The sequence below is a fragment of the Vibrio sp. 10N.261.45.E2 genome (assembly GCF_002875705.1).
Taxonomy (GTDB): Bacteria; Pseudomonadota; Gammaproteobacteria; order Enterobacterales; family Vibrionaceae; genus Vibrio.
The window spans coordinates 95,509-115,969 of record NZ_MCZZ01000130.1 but is presented as its reverse complement, the minus strand read 5'-3'; the positions used below and the strand labels follow the sequence as shown (position 1 = coordinate 115,969).

19 protein-coding genes and 1 tRNA gene are annotated in these 20,461 nt (G+C 44.7%); 14 read left to right on the top strand and 6 right to left on the bottom strand.

The window, feature by feature from the left end; genetic code table 11:
- Window positions 1-68: 68 nt before the first annotated feature.
- The gene (rnd, locus tag BCT34_RS14960; protein ID WP_076654569.1) at window positions 69-1,187 is read left to right on the top strand and encodes a ribonuclease D; all 1,119 of its coding nucleotides are present in this window, start codon (window positions 69-71) and stop codon (window positions 1,185-1,187) included.
- Between the two features lie 97 nt (window positions 1,188-1,284).
- Here rnd and minE read toward each other — a convergent pair whose 3' ends face one another.
- From minE to minC, 3 genes are read right to left on the bottom strand one after another with little or no spacing between them, the layout of a single operon-like run.
- Window positions 1,285-1,548: a cell division topological specificity factor MinE gene (gene minE, locus BCT34_RS14955; RefSeq protein ID WP_010436847.1), complete on the bottom strand. Its 264-nt coding sequence runs from the start codon at window positions 1,546-1,548 to the stop codon at window positions 1,285-1,287.
- A 6-nt stretch (window positions 1,549-1,554) separates the two neighbouring features.
- A complete protein-coding gene (gene minD, locus BCT34_RS14950) occupies window positions 1,555-2,367 on the bottom strand; it encodes a septum site-determining protein MinD (protein WP_076654570.1) in 813 nt (270 codons plus the stop codon).
- Window positions 2,368-2,388: 21 nt separating this feature from the next.
- Window positions 2,389-3,051, bottom strand: a complete 663-nt coding sequence (minC, locus tag BCT34_RS14945) for a septum site-determining protein MinC (protein ID WP_076654571.1) — start codon at window positions 3,049-3,051, stop codon at window positions 2,389-2,391.
- Between the two features lie 219 nt (window positions 3,052-3,270).
- Between minC and BCT34_RS14940 the strand changes: the two genes are divergently transcribed.
- From BCT34_RS14940 to BCT34_RS14920, 5 genes are all read left to right on the top strand, one after another.
- Window positions 3,271-3,561, top strand: coding sequence for a YcgL domain-containing protein (locus BCT34_RS14940; RefSeq protein ID WP_017062372.1), 291 nt, complete (start codon window positions 3,271-3,273; stop codon window positions 3,559-3,561).
- A gap of 30 nt (window positions 3,562-3,591) precedes the next feature.
- Complete coding sequence (locus tag BCT34_RS14935) at window positions 3,592-4,593, top strand: lytic murein transglycosylase (RefSeq protein WP_076654572.1); 1,002 nt, start codon at window positions 3,592-3,594, stop codon at window positions 4,591-4,593.
- A 149-nt stretch (window positions 4,594-4,742) separates the two neighbouring features.
- A complete protein-coding gene (locus BCT34_RS14930) occupies window positions 4,743-5,663 on the top strand; it encodes a LysR family transcriptional regulator (RefSeq protein WP_083702832.1) in 921 nt (306 codons plus the stop codon).
- Window positions 5,664-5,868: 205 nt separating this feature from the next.
- A complete protein-coding gene (locus tag BCT34_RS14925; protein ID WP_076654574.1) occupies window positions 5,869-7,068 on the top strand; it encodes a NupC/NupG family nucleoside CNT transporter in 1,200 nt (399 codons plus the stop codon).
- A gap of 172 nt (window positions 7,069-7,240) precedes the next feature.
- Window positions 7,241-9,055 (top strand): sodium:proton antiporter, encoded by a 1,815-nt coding sequence (locus BCT34_RS14920; RefSeq protein WP_076654575.1) that lies wholly within the window; start codon window positions 7,241-7,243, stop codon window positions 9,053-9,055.
- Window positions 9,056-9,169: 114 nt separating this feature from the next.
- On the opposite strand, the gene folD is transcribed toward BCT34_RS14920, so the two are convergent.
- The gene (folD, locus tag BCT34_RS14915; RefSeq protein ID WP_017629535.1) at window positions 9,170-10,027 is read right to left on the bottom strand and encodes a bifunctional methylenetetrahydrofolate dehydrogenase/methenyltetrahydrofolate cyclohydrolase FolD; all 858 of its coding nucleotides are present in this window, start codon (window positions 10,025-10,027) and stop codon (window positions 9,170-9,172) included.
- A gap of 211 nt (window positions 10,028-10,238) precedes the next feature.
- Between folD and BCT34_RS14910 the strand changes: the two genes are divergently transcribed.
- Both BCT34_RS14910 and aroC read left to right on the top strand, forming a co-directional pair.
- Window positions 10,239-10,315: transfer RNA gene (locus tag BCT34_RS14910), tRNA-Arg, on the top strand.
- A gap of 270 nt (window positions 10,316-10,585) precedes the next feature.
- On the top strand, window positions 10,586-11,671 hold the full coding sequence (gene aroC, locus BCT34_RS14905) for a chorismate synthase (protein ID WP_076654576.1): 1,086 nt from the start codon (window positions 10,586-10,588) through the stop codon (window positions 11,669-11,671).
- A 78-nt stretch (window positions 11,672-11,749) separates the two neighbouring features.
- Here aroC and BCT34_RS14900 read toward each other — a convergent pair whose 3' ends face one another.
- The gene (locus BCT34_RS14900; protein ID WP_076654577.1) at window positions 11,750-12,373 is read right to left on the bottom strand and encodes a trimeric intracellular cation channel family protein; all 624 of its coding nucleotides are present in this window, start codon (window positions 12,371-12,373) and stop codon (window positions 11,750-11,752) included.
- A 299-nt stretch (window positions 12,374-12,672) separates the two neighbouring features.
- On the opposite strand from BCT34_RS14900, the gene BCT34_RS14895 reads away from it, so the two are divergent.
- From BCT34_RS14895 to BCT34_RS14885, 3 genes are all read left to right on the top strand, one after another.
- Window positions 12,673-13,203: an elongation factor P hydroxylase gene (locus BCT34_RS14895; RefSeq protein ID WP_076654578.1), complete on the top strand. Its 531-nt coding sequence runs from the start codon at window positions 12,673-12,675 to the stop codon at window positions 13,201-13,203.
- A 9-nt stretch (window positions 13,204-13,212) separates the two neighbouring features.
- A complete protein-coding gene (locus tag BCT34_RS14890; protein WP_076654579.1) occupies window positions 13,213-13,476 on the top strand; it encodes a YfcL family protein in 264 nt (87 codons plus the stop codon).
- A gap of 175 nt (window positions 13,477-13,651) precedes the next feature.
- On the top strand, window positions 13,652-14,173 hold the full coding sequence (locus tag BCT34_RS14885; RefSeq protein ID WP_076654580.1) for an NADPH-dependent FMN reductase: 522 nt from the start codon (window positions 13,652-13,654) through the stop codon (window positions 14,171-14,173).
- Window positions 14,174-14,305: 132 nt separating this feature from the next.
- On the opposite strand, the gene mnmC is transcribed toward BCT34_RS14885, so the two are convergent.
- The gene (gene mnmC, locus BCT34_RS14880; protein WP_076654581.1) at window positions 14,306-16,456 is read right to left on the bottom strand and encodes a bifunctional tRNA (5-methylaminomethyl-2-thiouridine)(34)-methyltransferase MnmD/FAD-dependent 5-carboxymethylaminomethyl-2-thiouridine(34) oxidoreductase MnmC; all 2,151 of its coding nucleotides are present in this window, start codon (window positions 16,454-16,456) and stop codon (window positions 14,306-14,308) included.
- A gap of 56 nt (window positions 16,457-16,512) precedes the next feature.
- On the opposite strand from mnmC, the gene fabB reads away from it, so the two are divergent.
- The 3 genes from fabB to BCT34_RS14860 all read left to right on the top strand — a co-directional run bounded on the left by fabB (window position 16,513) and on the right by BCT34_RS14860 (window position 20,354).
- Entirely contained in the window at window positions 16,513-17,724 is a 1,212-nt protein-coding gene (gene fabB / locus BCT34_RS14875; RefSeq protein ID WP_048660829.1) for a beta-ketoacyl-ACP synthase I, read from the top strand.
- Window positions 17,725-18,194: 470 nt separating this feature from the next.
- Window positions 18,195-19,328, top strand: a complete 1,134-nt coding sequence (locus BCT34_RS14865) for a 4-phosphoerythronate dehydrogenase (RefSeq protein ID WP_076654582.1) — start codon at window positions 18,195-18,197, stop codon at window positions 19,326-19,328.
- A gap of 12 nt (window positions 19,329-19,340) precedes the next feature.
- The gene (locus tag BCT34_RS14860) at window positions 19,341-20,354 is read left to right on the top strand and encodes an aspartate-semialdehyde dehydrogenase (RefSeq protein ID WP_076654583.1); all 1,014 of its coding nucleotides are present in this window, start codon (window positions 19,341-19,343) and stop codon (window positions 20,352-20,354) included.
- The last annotated feature ends 107 nt before the right edge of the window (window positions 20,355-20,461 follow it).

Below are 20,461 nucleotides of genomic sequence, written 5' to 3'. Positions count from 1 at the left end.
TAGAATGCCGACAGTTAATGTCGGCATTTTTGTATCCGGCGATCAAATAGAAACCTGTGAGAGTTTTTGTGGATTATCAAATCATTACCCAATTGAAAGACCTTGAGCGAGTTTGCCAACAAGCACGTGAAGCCGATGTCGTTATGCTTGATACGGAGTTCGTTCGTACAAGAACCTATTACCCTCAATTAGGCTTGATTCAGTTATTTGATGGTGAAACGCTGTCATTGATTGACCCTATTGCTCTTGGTGAAATGACACCGTTTGTTGGATTGCTGAAGGACGCTTCTGTTCTGAAAGTGCTGCACGCTTGTGGTGAAGATTTGGAAGTGTTCCAAAACGCATTTGGCTGCACTCCAACACCAATGGTGGATACGCAGATCATGGCGGCGTTCTTAGGTCATGGCTTATCAACGGGCTTTGCTGCTCTGGTTTCAGAGTTTGTAGGTGTCGATCTTGATAAGAGTGAGTCTCGCACTGACTGGTTGGCGCGTCCGCTTTCTCAAAAGCAATTGGATTACGCAGCAGCAGATGTGCATTACCTCATGCCAATGTACAACAAGCTTCTTGAAAAAGTGATGGAAGCAGGTTGGTGGGAAGCGGCTCAACAAGAGTCTGACCTACAAGTTGCTAAACGTATTCGTAAAGCAAACCCAGACAATGCTTACCTTGATATCAAAGGAGCATGGCAGCTAAAACCTAAACAGTTAGCTATCTTAAGACCGCTAGCAACTTGGCGTTTAAAAGAAGCGATTAAGCGCGACTTAGCGCTGAACTTTGTCTTCAAAGAGCAAGACTTATGGGCAGTGGCGCGTTTCGCGATGAAAGATCCTAAGCATATGGAGCAAGAAGGTTTTGATTACCGCTCTGTGCGTCGCCATGGTGCGAAGATAAGCTCAATCGTTAAGTTAGCTGAACATACACCAGAAGAAGAATACCCAGCACCAGTAGAACGTCTAATGGATTTCCCTGGTTACAAGCAACTCTTCAAAGTGTTGAAAGATGAAGTGAAAACAGCATCACAACACAGTGGTTTAGCGACCGAGTTTTTGGCATCGAAGAAGCAACTTAACCAAGTGTTAAGCTGGGTATGGAAGCATGATCGTAACCCTGAGAAGCTGCCTGATGTAATGCAAGGTTGGCGTTTAGATGTGGTTGGTGAAAAGCTGAACAAAGCAATCAAATAACCATGATTGTTTAAGATACAAAAAAGAGAGCCGAGGCTCTCTTTTTTATTCAATCAATGTAAGCAAGCGCATTGCCTGCCTATTTTGTGCAGACAGATTATCGATCTTCTTCTGGAAGCTTAACGTTCAGCTCTAACACTGAGATATCGTCATCTTTGTGTTCGAAAGTCAGATCAACCATTGATGGATCAACTTCCACATACTTCGCAATACACTTCAAGATATCTTCTTTTAGTTGCGGCAGGTAAGACGGCGCTGGGTCGTCATGGCTGCGTCGCTCAGCAACAATGATCTGCAAACGCTCTTTGGCTAGGTTTGCGGTTGTCTTTTTCTGTGGTCTAAAAAACTCTAATAATGACATTGTGCATTAGCCCCCGAACAGTCGTTTGAAGATGCCTTTCTTCTGTTCCGTTAAGAAGCGGAAGTCAACTTGGCTACCCAGTAGTCGCTCTACAGTATCATTGTAAGCCATACCTGCGTCGGTTGCTTCGTCAAAGATAACTGGAACGCCCTTGTTCGATGCGTTTAGTACCGCTTGGCTCTCTGGAATCACGCCCAGTAGAGATATGTGCAGGATCTCCTCCACGTCTTCAACACTCAGCATTTCACCTTGGTTTACGCGAGCAGGGTTGTAGCGAGTCAGTAGAAGGTGTGTTTTCACTGGCTCTAAGCCCTCTTCTGAACGACGAGATTTAGAGTCAAGAATACCTAGAATGCGGTCTGAATCGCGCACTGAAGAGACTTCTGGGTTAGTGGTTACAATCGCTTCATCAGCGAAGTACAACGCCATCAGAGCACCTTGCTCGATACCTGCAGGAGAATCACAGATGATGAAATCAAAGCCCATTTCATCCAGTTCATCAAATACACGACGAACACCATCTTTGGTTAGTGCGTCTTTATCACGAGTTTGAGAAGCAGGAAGAATAAACAGGTTCTCTGTGCGCTTGTCTTTGATCATTGCTTGGTTCAGCGTCGCTTCACCATTGATAACGTTAACAAAGTCGTAAACAACTCGACGCTCACAACCCATGATTAAATCTAGGTTACGCAGACCGATATCAAAGTCGATAACTGCGGTTTTCTTCCCTTTTAAAGCCAGACCTGAGGCAATAGCTGCACTGGAGGTCGTTTTGCCTACCCCGCCTTTACCTGACGTTACAACAATAATGCGTGCCATTCTGTTTTCCTTTTATTTCTCTTATATTGCGAGGACATCAACGTGTAATACATCGTTTGCCATACTGAACATGGTTTTCTTCTGCCAGTACTCGCTTTCAATTTGATCGCTGAGCCAGTAATTTCCAGCAATGGAGACCAGCTCTGCTTGTAAATCATTACAAATTATTTTTGCTTCAGTTTGACCACTTGCACCTGCAATCGCGCGACCACGTAAAGTGCCATGAATATGGATGCTGCCATCGGCAATCACTTCTGCGCCTGCACTCACATGGCTGAGGATCAATAGATCGCCATCTTTTGCGTAAACCTGCTGACCAGAACGAATAGGCGTTCTAATCACCTTGATTGGTGCCATCTTCGCTGGAGCTTGAGATGGCGACTTGCTTGCCGTCATCACTGCAAAACCAGCTTCTTTCGCTAGATTTTGCATACGCTTATCAGAACAGCCAGCCACACCAACTGGGATCATGCCCGCTTGAGATATACCATTTTTCAGTTGCACAAAATCGATATCGCCTGCAACTTTGCTGATGTTGATAACAACAGGCGCAGCGGCGAAAAATGTTGGTGCTTGGTCTACCTTCTCTTGAAGAAAAGCCACTGCATTTTCGACTTGATCATCGGACAAGTGCAAAACAGATAGCGTAAAGCTGCTACCTTTTAGATCTGGGTTACTAGACATCGAAAAACTACAGGACCTCAATAGCGGATTGGTACAATTTCTTTATCAATAAAATAAAGGGCATTGCCTGAAACTAGGTTTATCATGTTATATTCCCAAACCAAGCACAGCAAGTAATCTTGTTGTCAAATGGACGTTTTGTTCCCAATATTTCCCTAACATAAACTATTGATCTCGCAAGTGAGAGTTTTGTAGTCATAATCAATTAAAAGGTTTGTCATGCTGTGTTCTATATATAAAAGCTCAAAGAAAGAAGGAACATACCTTTATATCCCTAAGAAGGATGATTTTTCACAAGTTCCTGACGCATTGATGCAAATGTTTGGTAAACCTAGTTTTGTAATGGTAATTAAAATGGATGGCCGTAAGCTGGCTCAAGTCAACATCGAAAAAGTGAAAGAATCACTGAATACCGATGGTTTCTTTTTGCAAGTTCCGCCACCACCAGTTAACGAACTTGAGCTTCATAAAGAGCGTAAAGCTCAACAGAAATCTCAAGACGAAGAGTGATAGCCACCTCAATTCATGGAGGAGTGATCGTTGAGTAAATTTTCGAAAACCATATTGGCTGTGTCGGCATTATTATTGAGTAATAGCCTGACTATAAGTTCAGTACAAGCTGAAGAACTGAGCTTCGAGCAATATGTAGAAAAACTAAAGCAACAAGGCCGTGAAGAAGGCATCTCTGAAGCGATCATTGATGAAGCCTTTGATGGTGTAACGTTTAAGCCAAGAGCGGTCAAAGCCGATAAAAACCAACCTGAGAAAAAACTGACTCTGGATGAATACATTCCACGAGCGGTACCAGATTGGAAAGTGAAGCAAGCTCGCTCTCTTTATAAAAAGCATTACACAGCGTTAAAGCGTATTGGTGATGAATATGGTGTTCAACCAAGATTCATTGTCGCGCTATGGGGCGTTGAGAGTAACTTCGGTAAGTTCACGGGTAATTACAGCGTTATAGATGCTTTAACGACTATGGCTTATGAAGGGCGCAGAGAAGCGTTTTTCCGTAGCGAAGCGATGGCGGCGTTAACGATTCTCGACCAAGGCCACATCACACCTAAAGAGATGAAAGGCTCTTGGGCGGGCGCAATGGGTCAGCCTCAGTTTATGCCTAGCTCATTCCTAGCTTATGCTGCAGATGGTAATGGTGACGGTAAGAAAGACATTTGGAGTACTGAAGAAGATGTGTTTGCTTCAGCGGCGAATTATCTGAGTCAATCCGGTTGGGATGACAAGTACACTTGGGGCCGTCAGGTTCACGTACCATCAACGGTGTCTATTGATTTGCAAGGTCGAACTGAAGACAAAGCGAAGTACCTAAAAGAGTGGTCTGAACTTGGCATTAAGCGTTATGACGATCGCCCATTGCCAACGCTTGATGAAGACATTAAAGCTTGGTTGATCATGCCAGACGACGAAGCGGGTCGTTCTTACCTTGTCTACAACAACTACAATGTGTTGATGAAGTGGAATCGTTCTTACTACTTTGCTTTGGCAGTTAGCCACCTAGCAGACAGAATCAAGTTTGATTTATAGACTTAGTTTTATTAATCGGTATGGCTGGCTTTGACAGTATTTGGCCTACCATAGGCAGAACGAACTAAAGGACTCTTCGGAGTCCTTTTTGATTTTATATTTCAGAGATTTTAGAAGGTGATCTTGTGCTAACAGATAGAGCCGCACAGATGGTGATATTCCATGCGTTGATTAAGCACGAAGGTTTTACCAGTGCTGCGAAAAGCTTGAATGTTTCGGTGTCTCACATCAGTAAGCAAGTTGCTTTGCTTGAAGACTCGATAGGAATCAAGTTGGTGCAAAGAACCACTCGAAGCCTAACGCTGACCGAAGCAGGAGATGTGTTCTATCAACACTGTGAACAGTTGTTTAACACGGTGAAAGCAGCTCAAATGGATATGGACAGCCAGCGTGATGACATCTCTGGAATATTGCGAGTCGGGTTGTCGCAGTCATTTGGTACCTTGCACATCATTCCTGCGATAGACCAACTCAGACAGCTTTATCCTCAGCTGAGAATCGAGGTCCACTTGTTTGACTACAAGGTGGATATGATTGAAGAGCGATTGGATCTTTGGATTACCAATAATGAAGACCTGCCAGAAGGTTATATTGCGCAGCGATTAGCAGACAGTCAGTTTGTGGTGGCTGCATCTCCTGACTATCTGATTAAGGCCGGGACGCCACATGTACCTTCCGATTTGATTGACCATAACTGCCTAATCTATCGCAGCCGTGAACGAGATTACACCTCGTGGGCATTTGATAATGGCCAAGAAAACCTTAGCGTTAAAGTTGCGGGCGATTACTCGGTGGATTTAGCAGAGGCAGTGCGAGACGCGGCAGTATCAGGGTGGGGCGTTGCTTATCTGGCGACTTACTTAGTGAAAGAAGAGTTTAGGACGGGCAAATTAATCCAAGTCTTACCGGAATGGAGAGCCAGTCAGCTGATGCCATTTTATGCCGTGTATCCGAGCCGGAAGAACATGCCAAAGAAGCTTTCAGCGGTAATTGAGTTCATCAAAGATCATATCGGATCGCCTACGTACTGGGATGAAAACCTGAAAACTTGCGTTGAACTGCACCGCTAACTGTTTCCAAATCTATAAATATAATTTCCATATGGAAAAAGTATGGTTTTTAATCAAACTTAATTATTAAAATTCAATGACTTAATTTATATTATCACTCAAAGGTGATTACCCCAACATCGCGTTAACAACCGCCGCTTGCCGCAAACGATTTCCTCTATAGAATGCGTCGCCTTTCCTATCTACAACTTTTAGGTTGACGCACATGGCTTCGCTACTTGGAATTATCACTATTTTAGTTGCCGCTTGGTTACTATCTACGGACAGAAAAAATATTCCACTAAGAACAGTCTCTTTGGCTTTCTTATTACAAATCTCATTCGCGCTGTTGGTTCTATATGTACCAATGGGTAAAGAAGCATTGAATGCAGCCACAGGTGCGGTATCTAGCTTGATCAACTACGGTCAAGAGGGGATTAACTTCCTATTTGGTGGCCTAACGAATAACGGATTTGTTTTCGCGATTAATGTTCTGGGCATCATTATCTTTTTCTCTGCGCTTATCTCTGGTTTGTACCACATAGGCTTTATGCCAAAAGTGATCAACCTTATCGGTGGCGCGCTGCAGAAGTTCTTGGGTACAGGCCGTGCAGAATCACTGTCTGCGACAGCAAATATTTTCGTTGGCATGATTGAAGCACCATTGGTGGTGAAGCCTTATCTAAAACACATGACAGATTCACAACTGTTCGCAGTGATGGTTTGCGGTTTGGCTTCTGTCGCTGGTGGTACGCTAGTAGGCTATGCATCGCTTGGCGTTGATCTAAATTACCTAATCGCTGCAGCGTTCATGTCGGCACCTGCTGGCCTATTGATGGCTAAAATCTTAGTACCCGGTAGCCCGGATGATGTTCAAGAAAATATTGAGTCTGATGTTGAAATTCCACGAGCAACAAACGTAGTTGAGGCAATGGCAGATGGGGCTATGTCTGGACTTCGTATTGCCGTAGCAGTGGGTGCAACACTTCTTGCCTTTATCAGTGTGATTGCAATGCTGAATGGCTTGCTAGGTATCGTTGGTGGTTGGTTTGACGTAAACCTAAGCTTCGAACTTATCCTAGGTTATGTGTTTGCACCCGTTGCATGGCTGATCGGTGTACCTTGGTCTGAGGCTGTAGTTGCAGGCTCACTGATTGGTAACAAGATTGTTGTGAACGAGTTCGTGGCCTTCATCCAGCTAATGGATGCTAAAGAAGCGCTAAGTGAACATTCACAAGCGATCGTAACTTTTGCTCTATGTGGCTTTGCTAACATCTCTACTATGGCAATTCTGATTGGTGGTTTGGGTAGCTTAGTTCCAGAACGTCGCTCTTTTATCTCACAATACGGCTTTAAAGCAATTTGTGCAGGTGTGTTTGCTAACTTAATGAGTGCAGCAATTGCTGGTGTTGTACTTTCTCTGTAAGTACCGAGCGAACGTGTCAGTCATTTTATTCCCCTACAGTAAAGTGACTGATTAATCACAATAATATTCGGTTAGCACGAAAAAGAGAGCCTATAGTGTAAGAACGTAGGCTTTCTTATTTCAGTGAATAGTTTGTACCACAGGGTGTGGTGCAAACTTTTTAGGGGCACAAATGGATTTGTCGATTACTTCTTCTTTGGCGTTAATTGGACTCCTGTCTTTAGCTTGTCAACTGCTCGGTTGGCGTTTACGTCTTCCCGCTATTCTTCCTCTCCTTATCGTCGGCCTGCTGTTAGGTCCTGGCCTGAATGTCCTAAATCCCGATGCCATTTTCGGTGATGTGCTGTTTCCTATGATTTCATTGGGTGTTGCCATCATTCTATTTGAAGGCGCATTGACCCTAAATTTCAAAGAAATCAGAGGCCATGGCCGGATGGTGACTCATCTCGTAAGCTTCGGCATGTTGATTACATGGGCCTGTATCGTGGTGGGTGCTTACTATTTTGTGGACTTCAGTTGGCCATTGGCTGCGCTATTCGGTGCCTTGGTCGTGGTGACAGGGCCTACAGTGATTGTCCCTATGCTTCGTAGCATTCAACCTAAATCTTCCTTAGGCAGTATTTTGCGATGGGAGGGAATCGTTATCGACCCAATAGGGGCTCTGTTTGCGGTTCTCGTCTACGAATACATTGTTTCTTCTGCCGATCCGACTGGGCACGTTCTGTCAGCTCTTGGTCTGACGTTGGTCATAGGATTAGGCTTAGGGATCATCGGTGGCCATTTGATTGCAAAGATGCTGAAAGGGCATTGGGTACCACACTATTTACGTAATGTGGCCGTGCTGACCTTAATGCTAGCAGCATTTTCATTTTCCAATGATCTGAGTGAAGAGTCAGGCTTGTTAACCGTGACCATCATGGGGATCTGGCTCGCCAACGTGAAAGGCTTGGATATCGAAGACATCATCGAATTCAAAGAAACTCTGACCGTGTTGCTCATTTCTGCGTTGTTTATTTTGCTAGCCAGTCGACTCGATTCGGGGACCTTCCTCTCGATAGGTTGGGGCGGTGTTGGCTTGCTAGCGGTAGTGATGTTGGTGGCTCGCCCGTTAAGCGTTTGGATCAGCGGGATCGGCACGGATCTTAGTTCGGCGGATAAATGGTTTTTGAGCTGGATGGCACCGCGCGGGATCGTTGCGGCTGCGGTTTCTTCTTTGTTTGCAATCAAGCTTCAAGAGAAGCAACTAATCGAAGGCGCAGACCTGTTGGTGCCAATGGTGTTCTTGGTCATTATTGGCACGGTTGTGATTCAAAGCCTAACCGCGAGTTGGTGGGCGAGAAGGTTAGGTGTGACTCAAGAGAAAGCACAAGGTGTTATCTTCTTTGGCGCGACTCACTTTTCACGCCAGTTTGCCAAAGTACTGGCGACACACAACATCAACAGTGTACTTGCCGATACCAACTGGGAAAGCATTCGCTTGGCGCGCATGGAAAACTTGAATGTTTATTTTGGTAACCCAGCTTCCAGCCACGCTGAAAATAATCTGGAATTGGATGGAATAGGGCGAGCGATGATTGTGTCGCCTTATCGCCAAACCAACCCGTTAGTTAGCATGCACTATCAAGATGAGTTTGGTGAGAATAAGGTGTTTGAGCTTGAATCCTCAGAAAACAAACATGAAAGGCATCAGGTGAGTCGCGATGGCAATAGAAGCCTGTTTTCGGAAGGGACTACCTATTCCAAGCTTAATTCGCTGATGGCTCAGGGTAGCCAAATCAAAAGTACAGGCTTAACAGAGGAATTTGATCTCAACGAGTTTAAGGCTCTGTACCCTAAAGCGATTCCTCTTGGGGTGATTTCCGACGGAGATTTCCGTTTAGTGACACAAGGTTCTGACTTGGAAAAACTAGCATCCACTGATTGCGAGATCATTAGCTTACTACCACCTTCTGAGCAGACAGAAAAAATCGATATTCCAGATAAGTAGCGAGTCGCTCTATATCAAAAGCGAGTAACTTGTATCAAAAATGAAGAGCATAGAAAAAGCCGCAGCGTTCTCACGCTGCGGCTTTCTAGTTCTATTTATGCTGTCGCTAGCTGATTATTTAGAGTGAAATTGCTCACAAGCGATCATGGTGTTCTCGATTAGGCTCGCAACTGTCATTGGACCAACACCACCTGGTACAGGAGTGATAAAGCTTGCGCTCTCTTTAGCGACATCGTATTCAACGTCGCCTACTAGCTTGCCAGATTCTAAACGGTTGATACCAACATCGACCACAACAGCGCCTTTCTTAATCCAAGCGCCAGGAATGAAGTTTGGCTTACCAACAGCAACCACAACAACGTCTGCTTGACGCACGTGGCCCTCAAGGTCTTTGGTGAAGCGGTGACATGTTGTCGTCGTACAGCCTGCTAGGAGAAGTTCTAGCGTCATTGGGCGACCCACGATGTTTGAAGCGCCAACCACAACCGCGTGCTTACCACGTAAGTCGATGTTGTAACGGTCAAGTAGCGTGATGATGCCTTTTGGCGTACAAGAGCGAAGTTTAGGCATACGCTGAGCCAAACGACCTACGTTGTAAGGGTGGAAACCATCAACGTCTTTCTCTGGTGTGATGCGCTCAAGAACGTGAGTGCTATCAATACCTGCTGGTAGAGGCAGTTGAACAAGAATACCGTCGATCTCTGGATCTTGGTTCAGTTGGTCTACCAGTGTTAACAATTCGTCTTCTGTCGCAGTGGCTGGCAAGTCGTAAGATTTAGATACGAAGCCAACTTCTTCACATGCTTTACGCTTACTTCCAACGTAAACCTGAGAAGCAGGGTCTTCACCCACTAAAACAACCGCTAGGCCCGGAGCGCGTAATCCAGCTTCAGTACGAGCTTTTACACGTGCAGCAACTTCAGAGCGAACCGTTTGAGAAATTAGCTTTCCATCAATATTTTGAGCAGTCATGAATTTCCTTAGTATTGATATTCAAGTTAGTGGCTGATGTTTTTGGCGCATTATTCCAGAAAATCTTTTTGATTACCATCAAGCAAACGTTTGCTTTGGTCTATTTTCCAACACTTATTTGTTTGTTGCCCTTTTTTTACTCACTTAGATCAGAATGTTACACAAAGCCGTTGCTTTACTGATTCGAATTCGTATAATTCTTTCCTGTAGCGCGCCCTTAGCTCAGCTGGATAGAGCACCTCCCTTCTAAGGAGGTGGTCGAAGGTTCGAATCCTTCAGGGCGTGCCATTATTTAAAGAAACCCGATAACTCTCCGAGTCGTCGGGTTTTTTGCATTTCTAGCATAATAAAAATACTCCTCTTAAAACGCTACTCATTTCCTCCCGTCATTCATTTCATTCGGCTCATGTAATAGAAAGTTAAAATTGTTCGTTTTTTGGGGTTTACATCATTTGGTAATAAAGCCACTATGAATTCACGAAGAATAGACAAGTAAAGCTGTTCACCAGTGGGTTTAGGAATCAAACCTTCTGCGCAATAGCTGATTTAGAGGAAGTAATGGCAGGAAACAGTATCGGACAACATTTCCGCGTGACCACGTTCGGAGAAAGTCACGGTATCGCACTAGGATGTATCGTAGATGGGTGCCCACCAGGATTAGAAATTACCGAAGCAGACCTTCAAAGAGATTTAGATCGTCGTCGCCCAGGTACTTCTCGCTATACAACGGCTCGCCGTGAAGCGGATGAAGTGAAAATCTTATCTGGTGTATTTGAAGGCCAAACTACGGGCACTTCTATTGGTCTATTGATTGAAAATACAGACCAACGCTCTAAAGACTATTCCGAAATTAAAGACAAGTTCCGCCCTGGACACGCTGATTACACATACCATCAAAAGTACGGTGTGCGTGATTACCGAGGTGGTGGTCGTTCTTCAGCTCGTGAAACGGCAATGCGCGTTGCTGCTGGTGCGATTGCGAAGAAATACCTAAAACAAGAATTTGGTGTTGAAATCCAAGCTTACCTTTCTCAAATGGGTGATATCTCGATTGATAAAGTGGATTGGAACGAGATTGAAAACAACGCTTTCTTCTGCCCAGATGCCGATAAAGTACCTGAATTCGACCAACTGATTCGTGACTTGCTAAAAGAAGGCAACTCGATCGGTGCGAAGATTCAAGTGGTTGCGACTAAAGTGCCTGTAGGTCTTGGTGAGCCAATCTTTGATCGTCTAGATGCAGACATTGCGCATGCTCTAATGAGCATTAATGCTGTGAAAGGTGTTGAGATTGGCGATGGCTTTGATGTTGTTAATCAACGCGGTAGTGAACACCGTGATCCATTAACTCCAGAAGGTTTCAGCAGCAACCATGCTGGCGGTATCTTAGGTGGTATTTCTACTGGCCAAGATATTGTGGCAAGCATTGCGCTTAAGCCAACATCAAGCATCACGGTTCCTGGTGACACGATCACCAAAGACGGTGAAGCGACGCAGCTAATCACTAAAGGTCGTCATGATCCATGTGTGGGTATCCGTGCTGTACCGATCGCAGAAGCGATGTTAGCGATTGTATTGCTTGATCACTTGTTACGTCACCGTGGTCAAAACTTTGGTGTAACGACGAACACTCCTCAAATCTAACGATTGAGCGAATGAAAAAAGGGTTGCTTCCTGTTGGAGCAACCCTTTTTGTTTTCTGCGTTATTGAGAATATATTATCTAATGCACAGAGCTTTCAGGATCAAGCTGGAACGAAGGCAAACGCCACTTGAATCTCACCGCCGCCATACGTAGCAAGTAACCCACTACAAGCGTCACAATCGTTGCGGTTACATCATTAATGCCAAGTTCAAGCAAACCTAGGTATAAACCTGAAGCAATAAGCGCGATAGAGGCATAAAGCTCTTCATGCAACACCAAGGGCGTTTGACGACAGATAAGGTCGCGTAGCAAACCACCAAAGACACCTGTGACTAGCGCAGATACCATGCAGATCATTGGATGTAGACCCATTGTCATCGCTACCTTGGTACCAATGATGCTAAATACGATAAGCCCTAAAGCATCTAAACGAATAAATAAGCCTTTTAGCTTGATTACCCATTTAGCCAGTCCCGTTGTGATAACACCCGCGATACAGGTGATCGCTAGATACTGCGGATTTTCAACCCAACCTAAAGGGTAATGTCCAAGTAAGATATCTCGGACTGTGCCGCCGCCAATTGCCGTTGCACTGGCAACCAACATTACACCAAACCAATCCATTTTTTGTTTGCCAGCACTGAGAGCGCCGGTCATGGCTTCTGCCGTGATGCCAATGATATACAAAACACTTAGTAGCATTGCTGTAGCTCTATAATTTAGGTCTATAAATTCGAGTCTTATAGGCCTTATGGATATAAAAATGAAGCGCGAGTGTAGTAGTAAAAACGGCGATTGACGAATGAATATTTGTACCGTGAATGGGCATTTCAGAATAGCTAAACTAATCATTCGCCTCAAAGTAGTGTAATCTGGGATCTGCAATCGATTGTCACGGTAAAGTATTGGATTGAACCTAATGCCATTGCTAGTGATAGGGCTTTACCGAGCGCTCAAAAAAACGCAAAATGCCCCAGTTCTTTTTACTTAAATTTGATTTTATGACGCACCAATATTCAGACATCATCGATATTTTCAATCAGACCTTTTTCGAAAGCTTTAATACCAAACTAGAGCTAGGAGCTGATGAGCCGATCTATTTGCCCGCTGATGACACTATCCCACATCATCGAATTGTGTTTGCACGTGGCTTTTACGCGTCTGCACTACATGAAATCGCACACTGGTGTGTCGCTGGTCCCGAACGTCGTTTGCTGGAAGATTTTGGCTATTGGTATGAACCAGATGGTCGAACTGAGGCGGTTCAAGCTGAGTTTGAAAAAGTAGAAATTCGCCCACAAGCGTATGAATGGATCATTGCGATGAGCGCAGGCTTTCCTTTTAATGTTAGCTGTGACAATCTACACGGCGATTTTGAGCCAGATCGTTTGGCCTTTATGAATAAAGTACATAGCGAAGTTATGGGTATCTTTGAAGTGGGCTTTCCGCCTCGCGTAAAAATGCTCTCTGAAGCATTACGCAGCTTCTACGATGTAGAGCCTTTATGTGCTAGCCAATTTATTGTGAAATAAGAGAATATTATGATTATCGAATTTGAAGAAAAACTACTTGAAGTAATTGATGCTCGCATTGAAAACGCATCAGATGATGAACTGTTTGCTGGTGGTTACTTACGTGGTCATATTTCTCTTTCAGTGGCTTCATGTGAAGAAGAAGGCATTGAAGACGTAGCAGTAGTTAAAGCACGCATCGAGAAAAGCCTAGACGACGCTCGCTCTGAGCTAACGCCTGCAGATCGCACCATCGTTAATGATCTTTGGGTTGAACTGCAAAACCAAGCTTAATCACGGTACATTGATACTTTCCGTTCAGTCCCTTCCTCTCCATTTTGCTGAACAAACCAAGAGTTTGAGACTCGTTCGAAATTTTTGAATGAGTCTGTTCATTCCTTGTGATGGTTCCATTTTCTGACTACGTTATTCTAACCCCACTTAACGGAATTACAGAAAAGGTCGCATCATGAAAGTTATCGCATTCGGCGCAAGCACAAGCTCTACCTCTATCAACAAAACTCTAGCAACTTACGCAGCTAACTTGATTGAAGGTGCTGAAGTTAAAATTTTAGACATCAACGATTATAACGTTCCTATGTTCAGTGAAGATACTGAAAAAGAGATCGGCCAAGCGGAGGGTGCAAAAGCCTTTTTGCGTGATTTAGCTGAAGCTGATGCGTTTGTTATCTCGTTCGCAGAGCATAATGGTCACTACCCTGCAGCGTACAAAAACCTATTCGATTGGGCGACACGCATTGAGCGTTCAGTGTTTGGTGAGAAGCCAGCGGTTTACTTAGCGACTTCACCGGGCCCAGGCGGCGCTCAAACGGTACTTGGCGCAGCAACTGGTTCTGCACCTTACTTTGGTGGCAACGTAAAAGCGTCACTTTCAGTACCAAGCTTCTACGATAACTTCGATTTTGAGTCTGGTTCTATCAGCAACGAAGAGATCGCTCTGCAGATTAAAGACGCGATTGCTAAGCTGTAAATACTGCTTCGTTTAGAACATAAGTTCAGAGCAACTCGAACAACAAAAAGCCCGAGCGACACTATGTCATTCGGGTTTTTTAGTTCCAGACAATTCAGAAGTTTCAGATGTTCAAAATAGTTGAACTAGAAACTACTGGTTTGTTTTTGAGTGCTTATCAGCAACCCAGCCCGCGGTTAATGCTTTACCTTTTCGTAGTCTGCGTACCCACATTCTGCTTGGGTGAATCGCCTCAAGCACATCAACAGGCAAAGGAAGCGGATCGCCACAGATTTGCGATGCCAACACTTCGGCCAATAATGGCGCAGAGCTCAAGCCACGTGAGCCTAGTCCGATAAAGCAGTACAGGTTAGGGAAGCTTGTTACCGTTTGAACATCATCAACTGAGTCACGCTGTGGGTTAAAGTTATGCAGATTCTGATACTGCTTTTTGATTGATTCGAAATTACCCACATTTCCGACAAACGGAAGGTGATCGCGGCTTACGCTACGGATACCTTGGCGCGCTAGGTTGCCACTAGTGTCGACCTCTTTTGTCCACTCTTGGTCTGGTAGTGACCCGTGCAGGCGCTCACCATTATGTTGCTGTACCTCAATATCAAACTCTTGGTCAATATTGGTTTTGTCGTAGTTTGCGCCAATGCAATGGTGACCGTTATTTGGATTTTGCGGTGTTAGGTAACCATCAAAGCACAATACGGTTTTTAACTTGGTTAAGTTTTCCGTGGTCGGAATATGGCTTACTTGGCCTTTAACTGGCGTTAGAGGTACTGGCTGAGTCTGCTCAAACTGGGTGAACTTGTGGCCGTTCGCAACAACCACTTGGTCGTGCTTGGTTTGAATCTCACCTTGTGGCGTCTCGATGGTGAGCTGCCATTGTTGTTCAGTTTCGATCCACTCCAGTTGAGTCACTTGATGTTGATAGTGAGTGCACACTTGGTTGGTCTCTTCTAACTTTCCGATCAAGCCTTGTGTCAGTTGTAGAGGACTTAACCAACCACCCAGTGGGAAATAAACACTCTCTTTATCAACCGGTAAGCCAATCTTTTCATTCGCTTGTTCTGGCGATAAACGCTGAATCAAATCTGTGTGAAAGTTGCCTTCCAACATGCGGTTGAGCTTTTTAGTGGAGCCTTCATCCCACATCAGAATATTCACGCCACACCAACTGTAGTCAAACTCAATAGACTGAGCTGCTTGATTAATAAACTGGCGAGCAAACAGTAATCCTGGGCCAAACACGCGAGACACGTTCGAGGTCGCTTCGCTTAACAAGGGGTAAATCGCACCTTGGTTGTTACCCGAAGCATTGCCTGCGGCTTGTAGGTGTTCACAATAAAGGGTGATGTTTTTACCACGGCGGCTTAGCGTTTTGGCTAATGCAGCACTGGCGACACCACCACCGATAATCGCAATGTCCTGTGATTGACTGTGCTCTGAAAGGCCATACCAAGGTTTGATGTTGGTGTGAGCGTGCTTCTCGCCCAGTCGACCTGCAATCATTTCTCGCTTAGTACCAAAGCCTTTAACCTTTTTCATCTCGAAGCCAGCTTCAATTAAGCCACGGCGCACAAAGCCTGCCGCGGTGAAAGTGGCGCAACTACAATCTTGCTTAGCTAGCTTGGCCATGCCGTTGAATAGGTTTTGATTCCACATCTCAGGGTTTTTACTTGGAGCGAAACCGTCTAAGAACCAAGCATCCACTAAACCTTGTTTTGGAGTAGGGACATTAGGCATACAATCTTTGATATCGCCAAACCACAAATCAAGCGTGATTGCACCATCACCTAGTACAATGCGGTGACATTCCGGCAGTGCGATAGGGTAGTGTTCTTGGAGTTGCGTCGCATACTCGGCTAATTCTGGCCACGATTGGTGTGCTTTGATGAGATCCTCTTTATTCAAAGGATATTTTTCAAAACTGATGAAATGTAATTCTTTGGTAATAGCTTGAGGGTTATCTTTAAGGAAAGTATCGAACCATTGCCAAACCGCAAGAAAGTTAAGGCCAGTGCCAAAGCCGGTTTCAGCAATCACAAAACGACGTTGTTCATGTTCAAGCCAACGCTCTGGAAGGTGGTTTTGCTTTAAAAAGACGTAGCGAGTTTCTTCCAAACCGTTAACATTGGAGAAGTAAACGTCGTCAAATTGGTCTGAAACTGGCGTGCCAGACTCATTCCATTCCAGTTCTGCATTAGTAATTGAAGTCATAAAATCTATCATTTTGTGATTTGAAGCGATATGTTGGTAGGGATTGTACGAATTTCTAGGAAAGCTGACCACTTTTGTTAGGCTTCTTAGTTATCATCTAGCTGAATTTAGAATTATAGGAATGTCACATGAAACGAGTCGTAATCACCGGTATGGGTATTGTTTCAAGTATCGGTAACAACGTCGAAGAAGTTTTAGCATCACTGAAAGAGGGTAAATCTGGTATTACCGCTTCAGAGCAGTTCAAGGAAAATGGCTTGCGCTCTCAAGTATGGGGTAACCTAAAAATGAACCCTGCTGACCATATCGATCGCAAAAAGATGCGCTTTATGGGTGATGCAGCGGCATTCGCTTACCTTTCAATGGAGCAAGCAATTGCTGATTCTGGTTTAACTGAAGATCAAGTATCTAATGACCGCACAGGTATCGTTGCGGGTTCAGGTGGTGCTTCATCTCTAAACCAAGTAAACGCAGTAGACATCATTCGTGAGAAAGGCGTGAAGCGCGTTGGTCCATACATGGTGCCACGTACAATGGCTTCTACGGTTTCTGCTTGTCTAGCAACACCTTTCAAAATCCGTGGTGTGAACTACTCTATGAGCTCTGCATGTGCGACATCTGCACACTGTATTGGTCACGCAATGGAGCTTATCCAACTGGGTAAGCAAGACGTAGTATTCGCTGGTGGCGGTGAAGAACTAGATTGGTCTCTGACTATGATGTTCGACGCAATGGGTGCACTTTCTACTAAGTACAACGACACTCCAGAGCTAGCTTCTCGTACTTACGATGCAGACCGTGACGGTTTCGTTATCTCTGGTGGCGGCGGCATGCTAGTCATTGAAGAACTTGAGCACGCTGTTGCTCGTGGCGCAAAAATCTACGGTGAAATCGTAGGTTACGGCGCGACATCAGATGGCTACGACATGGTTGCTCCTTCTGGTGAAGGCGCGGTTCGTTGTATGAAGATGGCAATGCAAAACGTTGATGGCGTTGACTACGTGAATACTCACGGTACTTCAACTCCAGTTGGCGACGTTAAAGAACTTGGTGCTATCCAAGAAGTATTTGGCGGTAACAGCCCAGCAATTTCTGCGACTAAAGCGATGACTGGTCACGCTCTAGGTGCTGCTGGTGTACACGAAGCGATTTACTCAACGCTAATGCTAGACAACGGCTTTATCGCTCCAAGCATCAACGTTTCTAACCTAGACGAAGCAGCTGCTGGCCTAGACATCGTAACTGAAGCTCGTGAACAAGAGCTAACAACGGTTATGTCTAACAGCTTTGGTTTCGGCGGTACGAACGCAACGCTAGTGATCAAAAAGTACCAAGCTTAATTTAGGCTTGAGTCAGAGAGACAAAGGTTAATCGTTAAAGGGTGACGCTAGTGCAGATTCAACACGCATAGGTCACTCAGTAATAATGACCATCAGAACAAAGTTTTTAGACGTAGGTTTGTAAATATAATTTTTTAAATCTAAGTATAGAAATTGAAAGGTTTCCAGAGCTTGACCAGTACTGACTTTGGTTAGTACTGGTTGAACAGACGCAAGACTCTGTCTCCTGGAGAGCGAGATAGGATCCTTTTGTTCTGGATGTTTGCCCGATTGTTTATTCAATCGGGCATTTTTCGTTTTGGCCTTTTGAACTCGGGTATTCACTCTGATTTTGTTTTTTACTAAGGCTAGCCGATTCAGCCCTTTATTTATAATGTATTCCAATTGCTACTCGACACCGTGTGTGGAATTTTGCACAATCATTTCAATTCACATTTAGGTCGATAGACCCCAACAAAAGTACTCGCCAAATGAAAATCTTAATCGACGAAAATATGCCTTATGCTGAAGCGCTTTTTAGCCAGCTAGGGGAAGTGACAATGAAGTCTGGTCGCACATTAACTGCAGACGATCTGGTTGACGTAGACGCATTAATGATTCGTTCAGTCACCAAAGTAAACGAGTCATTAATCAGCAAAGTCAACAAGCTGAAGTTTGTTGGTACTGCGACGGCTGGTATGGATCACGTCGACCAAGAGTTGATGAAAGAGCGTGGGATTTTCTTTACTGCGGCTCCGGGCTGTAACAAGGTTGGCGTTGCTGAGTATGCGTTCAGTGCGATGATGGTTCTTGCGCAGCAGCAAGGCTTCTCTGTGTTTGATAAAACGGTTGGTATTATCGGTTGTGGTCAAGTGGGCAGCTACCTAGCTAAGTGCCTAGAAGGCATTGGCATCAAAGTTCTGCTGAACGATCCCCTCAAACAGCAAGAGGGCGATACTCGCGAATTTACAGAGCTAGAAACTCTGCTTGAACAATCAGACGTAATTACACTGCATACGCCAATTACTAAAACTGGTGAGTTCCCAACCCATCACTTGATCAATGAGCAAGTGCTGAACAACTTCCGTGCTGATCAAATCCTGATTAATGCCGCTCGTGGCCCTGTGGTGGATAACCAAGCGCTAAAAGCTCGTCTACAAAAAGCCGATGGCTTCACGGCGGTTCTGGATGTGTTTGAGTTTGAACCTGAAGTGGACATGGAATTACTTCCACTGCTTGCTTTCGCAACACCTCACGTAGCGGGCTACGGTTTAGAGGGCAAAGCACGCGGTACTACGATGATTTTTAACAGTTATTGTGAGTTCTTAGGTACTGAACAGCGTGCGTATGCAAGCGACTTATTGCCGACAGCGCCTGTGCCTCAGATGAATTTAGATAGAGCTTGGGACGAAGCAACACTGCACAATTTGACTCAGTTGATCTATGATGTGCGCAAAGACGACGCCTTATTCCGTCGCAATATCGCTACGCCGGGATCTTTTGACAAGATGCGTAAAGAATATTGGGACCGCAGAGAGTACAGTGCAGTCGAGTTAACGGGCGACGAATCTTGTAATTTAACGCCGTTATCTAAACTCGGTTTTATGGTAAAGCCAACTTTATAAAAGAGAGAAACAATGAGCCAAGAATTTAATATTGCTATTTTAGGTGCGACTGGTGCGGTTGGTGAAACCATTCTTGAAGTACTTAAAGAGCGTAAATTCCCTGTCGGTGAGCTGCACTTACTAGCAAGTGAACGTAGTGAAGGCAAAACTTCCCGTTTTAACGGCAAAACAATACAAGTACAAAACGTAGAAGACTTCGATTGGTCTCAAGTACATATTGCGTTTTTCTCTGCTGGTAGCGAGCTTTCAGAGCGTTGGGCTCCAATTGCCGCGGATGAAGGTGTAGTTGTTATCGATAACACCTCACGTTTCCGTTACGAATACGATGTTCCTCTGGTTGTGCCAGAAGTGAACCCTGAAGCGATTGCTGAGTTCCGTAACCGTAACATTATCGCGAACCCTAACTGCTCAACTATCCAAATGGTAGTTGCGCTAAAACCAATTCACGATGAAGTGGGTCTAGAGCGTATTAACGTTTCAACTTACCAATCTGTTTCGGGTGCAGGTAAGCCGGGTATTGATGAGCTAGCAGGTCAAACCGCTAAGCTTCTCAACGGTATGCCAGCTGAAAATTCAGCGTTTTCACAGCAGATCGCTTTCAACTGTATTCCTCAAATCGATGAGTTTACTGAGAACGGCTACACACGTGAAGAGATGAAGATGGTTTGGGAAACTCAAAAAATCTTTGCTGATTCTTCAATCACAGTGAACCCGACTTGTGTTCGTGTACCAGTATTTTACGGTCATGCAGAATCTCTACACATTGAAACTCGCACGCCTATCGGTGCAGAGCAAGTCGTTCAACTTCTTGAGAACACCGAAGGTGTTGAAGTTTTCCGTGGTGCAGACTTCCCAACACAAGTTCGTGATGCGGGTGGCAAAGACCACGTAATGGTTGGTCGAATCCGTGGTGATATCAGTCATCATAGCGGTGTCAACATGTGGGTTGTCGCTGATAACGTTCGTAAAGGCGCGGCAACCAACGCAGTTCAAATCGCTGAAGTTCTGATTCGCGATTACTTCTAAGCTTTATTGCTTTGATAAACAAGCCTCACTCTTTAGTGGGGCTTTTTTAATCGATTAAAAATATTGTTAGTCAAATTGTGTGAAATTGCTGCGAATATTGTTGCTGC

What these genes read in the sequence shown, in the direction of transcription:
- minE (WP_010436847.1), bottom strand. Translation starts at nt 1,548, where the DNA reads ATGTCATTATTAGAGTTTTTTAGACCACAGAAAAAGACAACCGCAAAC.
- minD (WP_076654570.1), bottom strand. Translation starts at nt 2,367, where the DNA reads ATGGCACGCATTATTGTTGTAACGTCAGGTAAAGGCGGGGTAGGCAAA.
- minC (WP_076654571.1), bottom strand. Translation starts at nt 3,051, where the DNA reads ATGTCTAGTAACCCAGATCTAAAAGGTAGCAGCTTTACGCTATCTGTT.
- BCT34_RS14940 (WP_017062372.1), top strand. Translation starts at nt 3,271, where the DNA reads ATGCTGTGTTCTATATATAAAAGCTCAAAGAAAGAAGGAACATACCTT.
- BCT34_RS14930 (WP_083702832.1), top strand. Translation starts at nt 4,743, where the DNA reads ATGGTGATATTCCATGCGTTGATTAAGCACGAAGGTTTTACCAGTGCT.
- BCT34_RS14925 (WP_076654574.1), top strand. Translation starts at nt 5,869, where the DNA reads ATGGCTTCGCTACTTGGAATTATCACTATTTTAGTTGCCGCTTGGTTA.
- BCT34_RS14920 (WP_076654575.1), top strand. Translation starts at nt 7,241, where the DNA reads ATGGATTTGTCGATTACTTCTTCTTTGGCGTTAATTGGACTCCTGTCT.
- folD (WP_017629535.1), bottom strand. Translation starts at nt 10,027, where the DNA reads ATGACTGCTCAAAATATTGATGGAAAGCTAATTTCTCAAACGGTTCGC.
- aroC (WP_076654576.1), top strand. Translation starts at nt 10,586, where the DNA reads ATGGCAGGAAACAGTATCGGACAACATTTCCGCGTGACCACGTTCGGA.
- BCT34_RS14900 (WP_076654577.1), bottom strand. Translation starts at nt 12,373, where the DNA reads ATGCTACTAAGTGTTTTGTATATCATTGGCATCACGGCAGAAGCCATG.
- BCT34_RS14895 (WP_076654578.1), top strand. Translation starts at nt 12,673, where the DNA reads ATGACGCACCAATATTCAGACATCATCGATATTTTCAATCAGACCTTT.
- BCT34_RS14890 (WP_076654579.1), top strand. Translation starts at nt 13,213, where the DNA reads ATGATTATCGAATTTGAAGAAAAACTACTTGAAGTAATTGATGCTCGC.
- BCT34_RS14885 (WP_076654580.1), top strand. Translation starts at nt 13,652, where the DNA reads ATGAAAGTTATCGCATTCGGCGCAAGCACAAGCTCTACCTCTATCAAC.
- fabB (WP_048660829.1), top strand. Translation starts at nt 16,513, where the DNA reads ATGAAACGAGTCGTAATCACCGGTATGGGTATTGTTTCAAGTATCGGT.
- BCT34_RS14865 (WP_076654582.1), top strand. Translation starts at nt 18,195, where the DNA reads ATGAAAATCTTAATCGACGAAAATATGCCTTATGCTGAAGCGCTTTTT.
- BCT34_RS14860 (WP_076654583.1), top strand. Translation starts at nt 19,341, where the DNA reads ATGAGCCAAGAATTTAATATTGCTATTTTAGGTGCGACTGGTGCGGTT.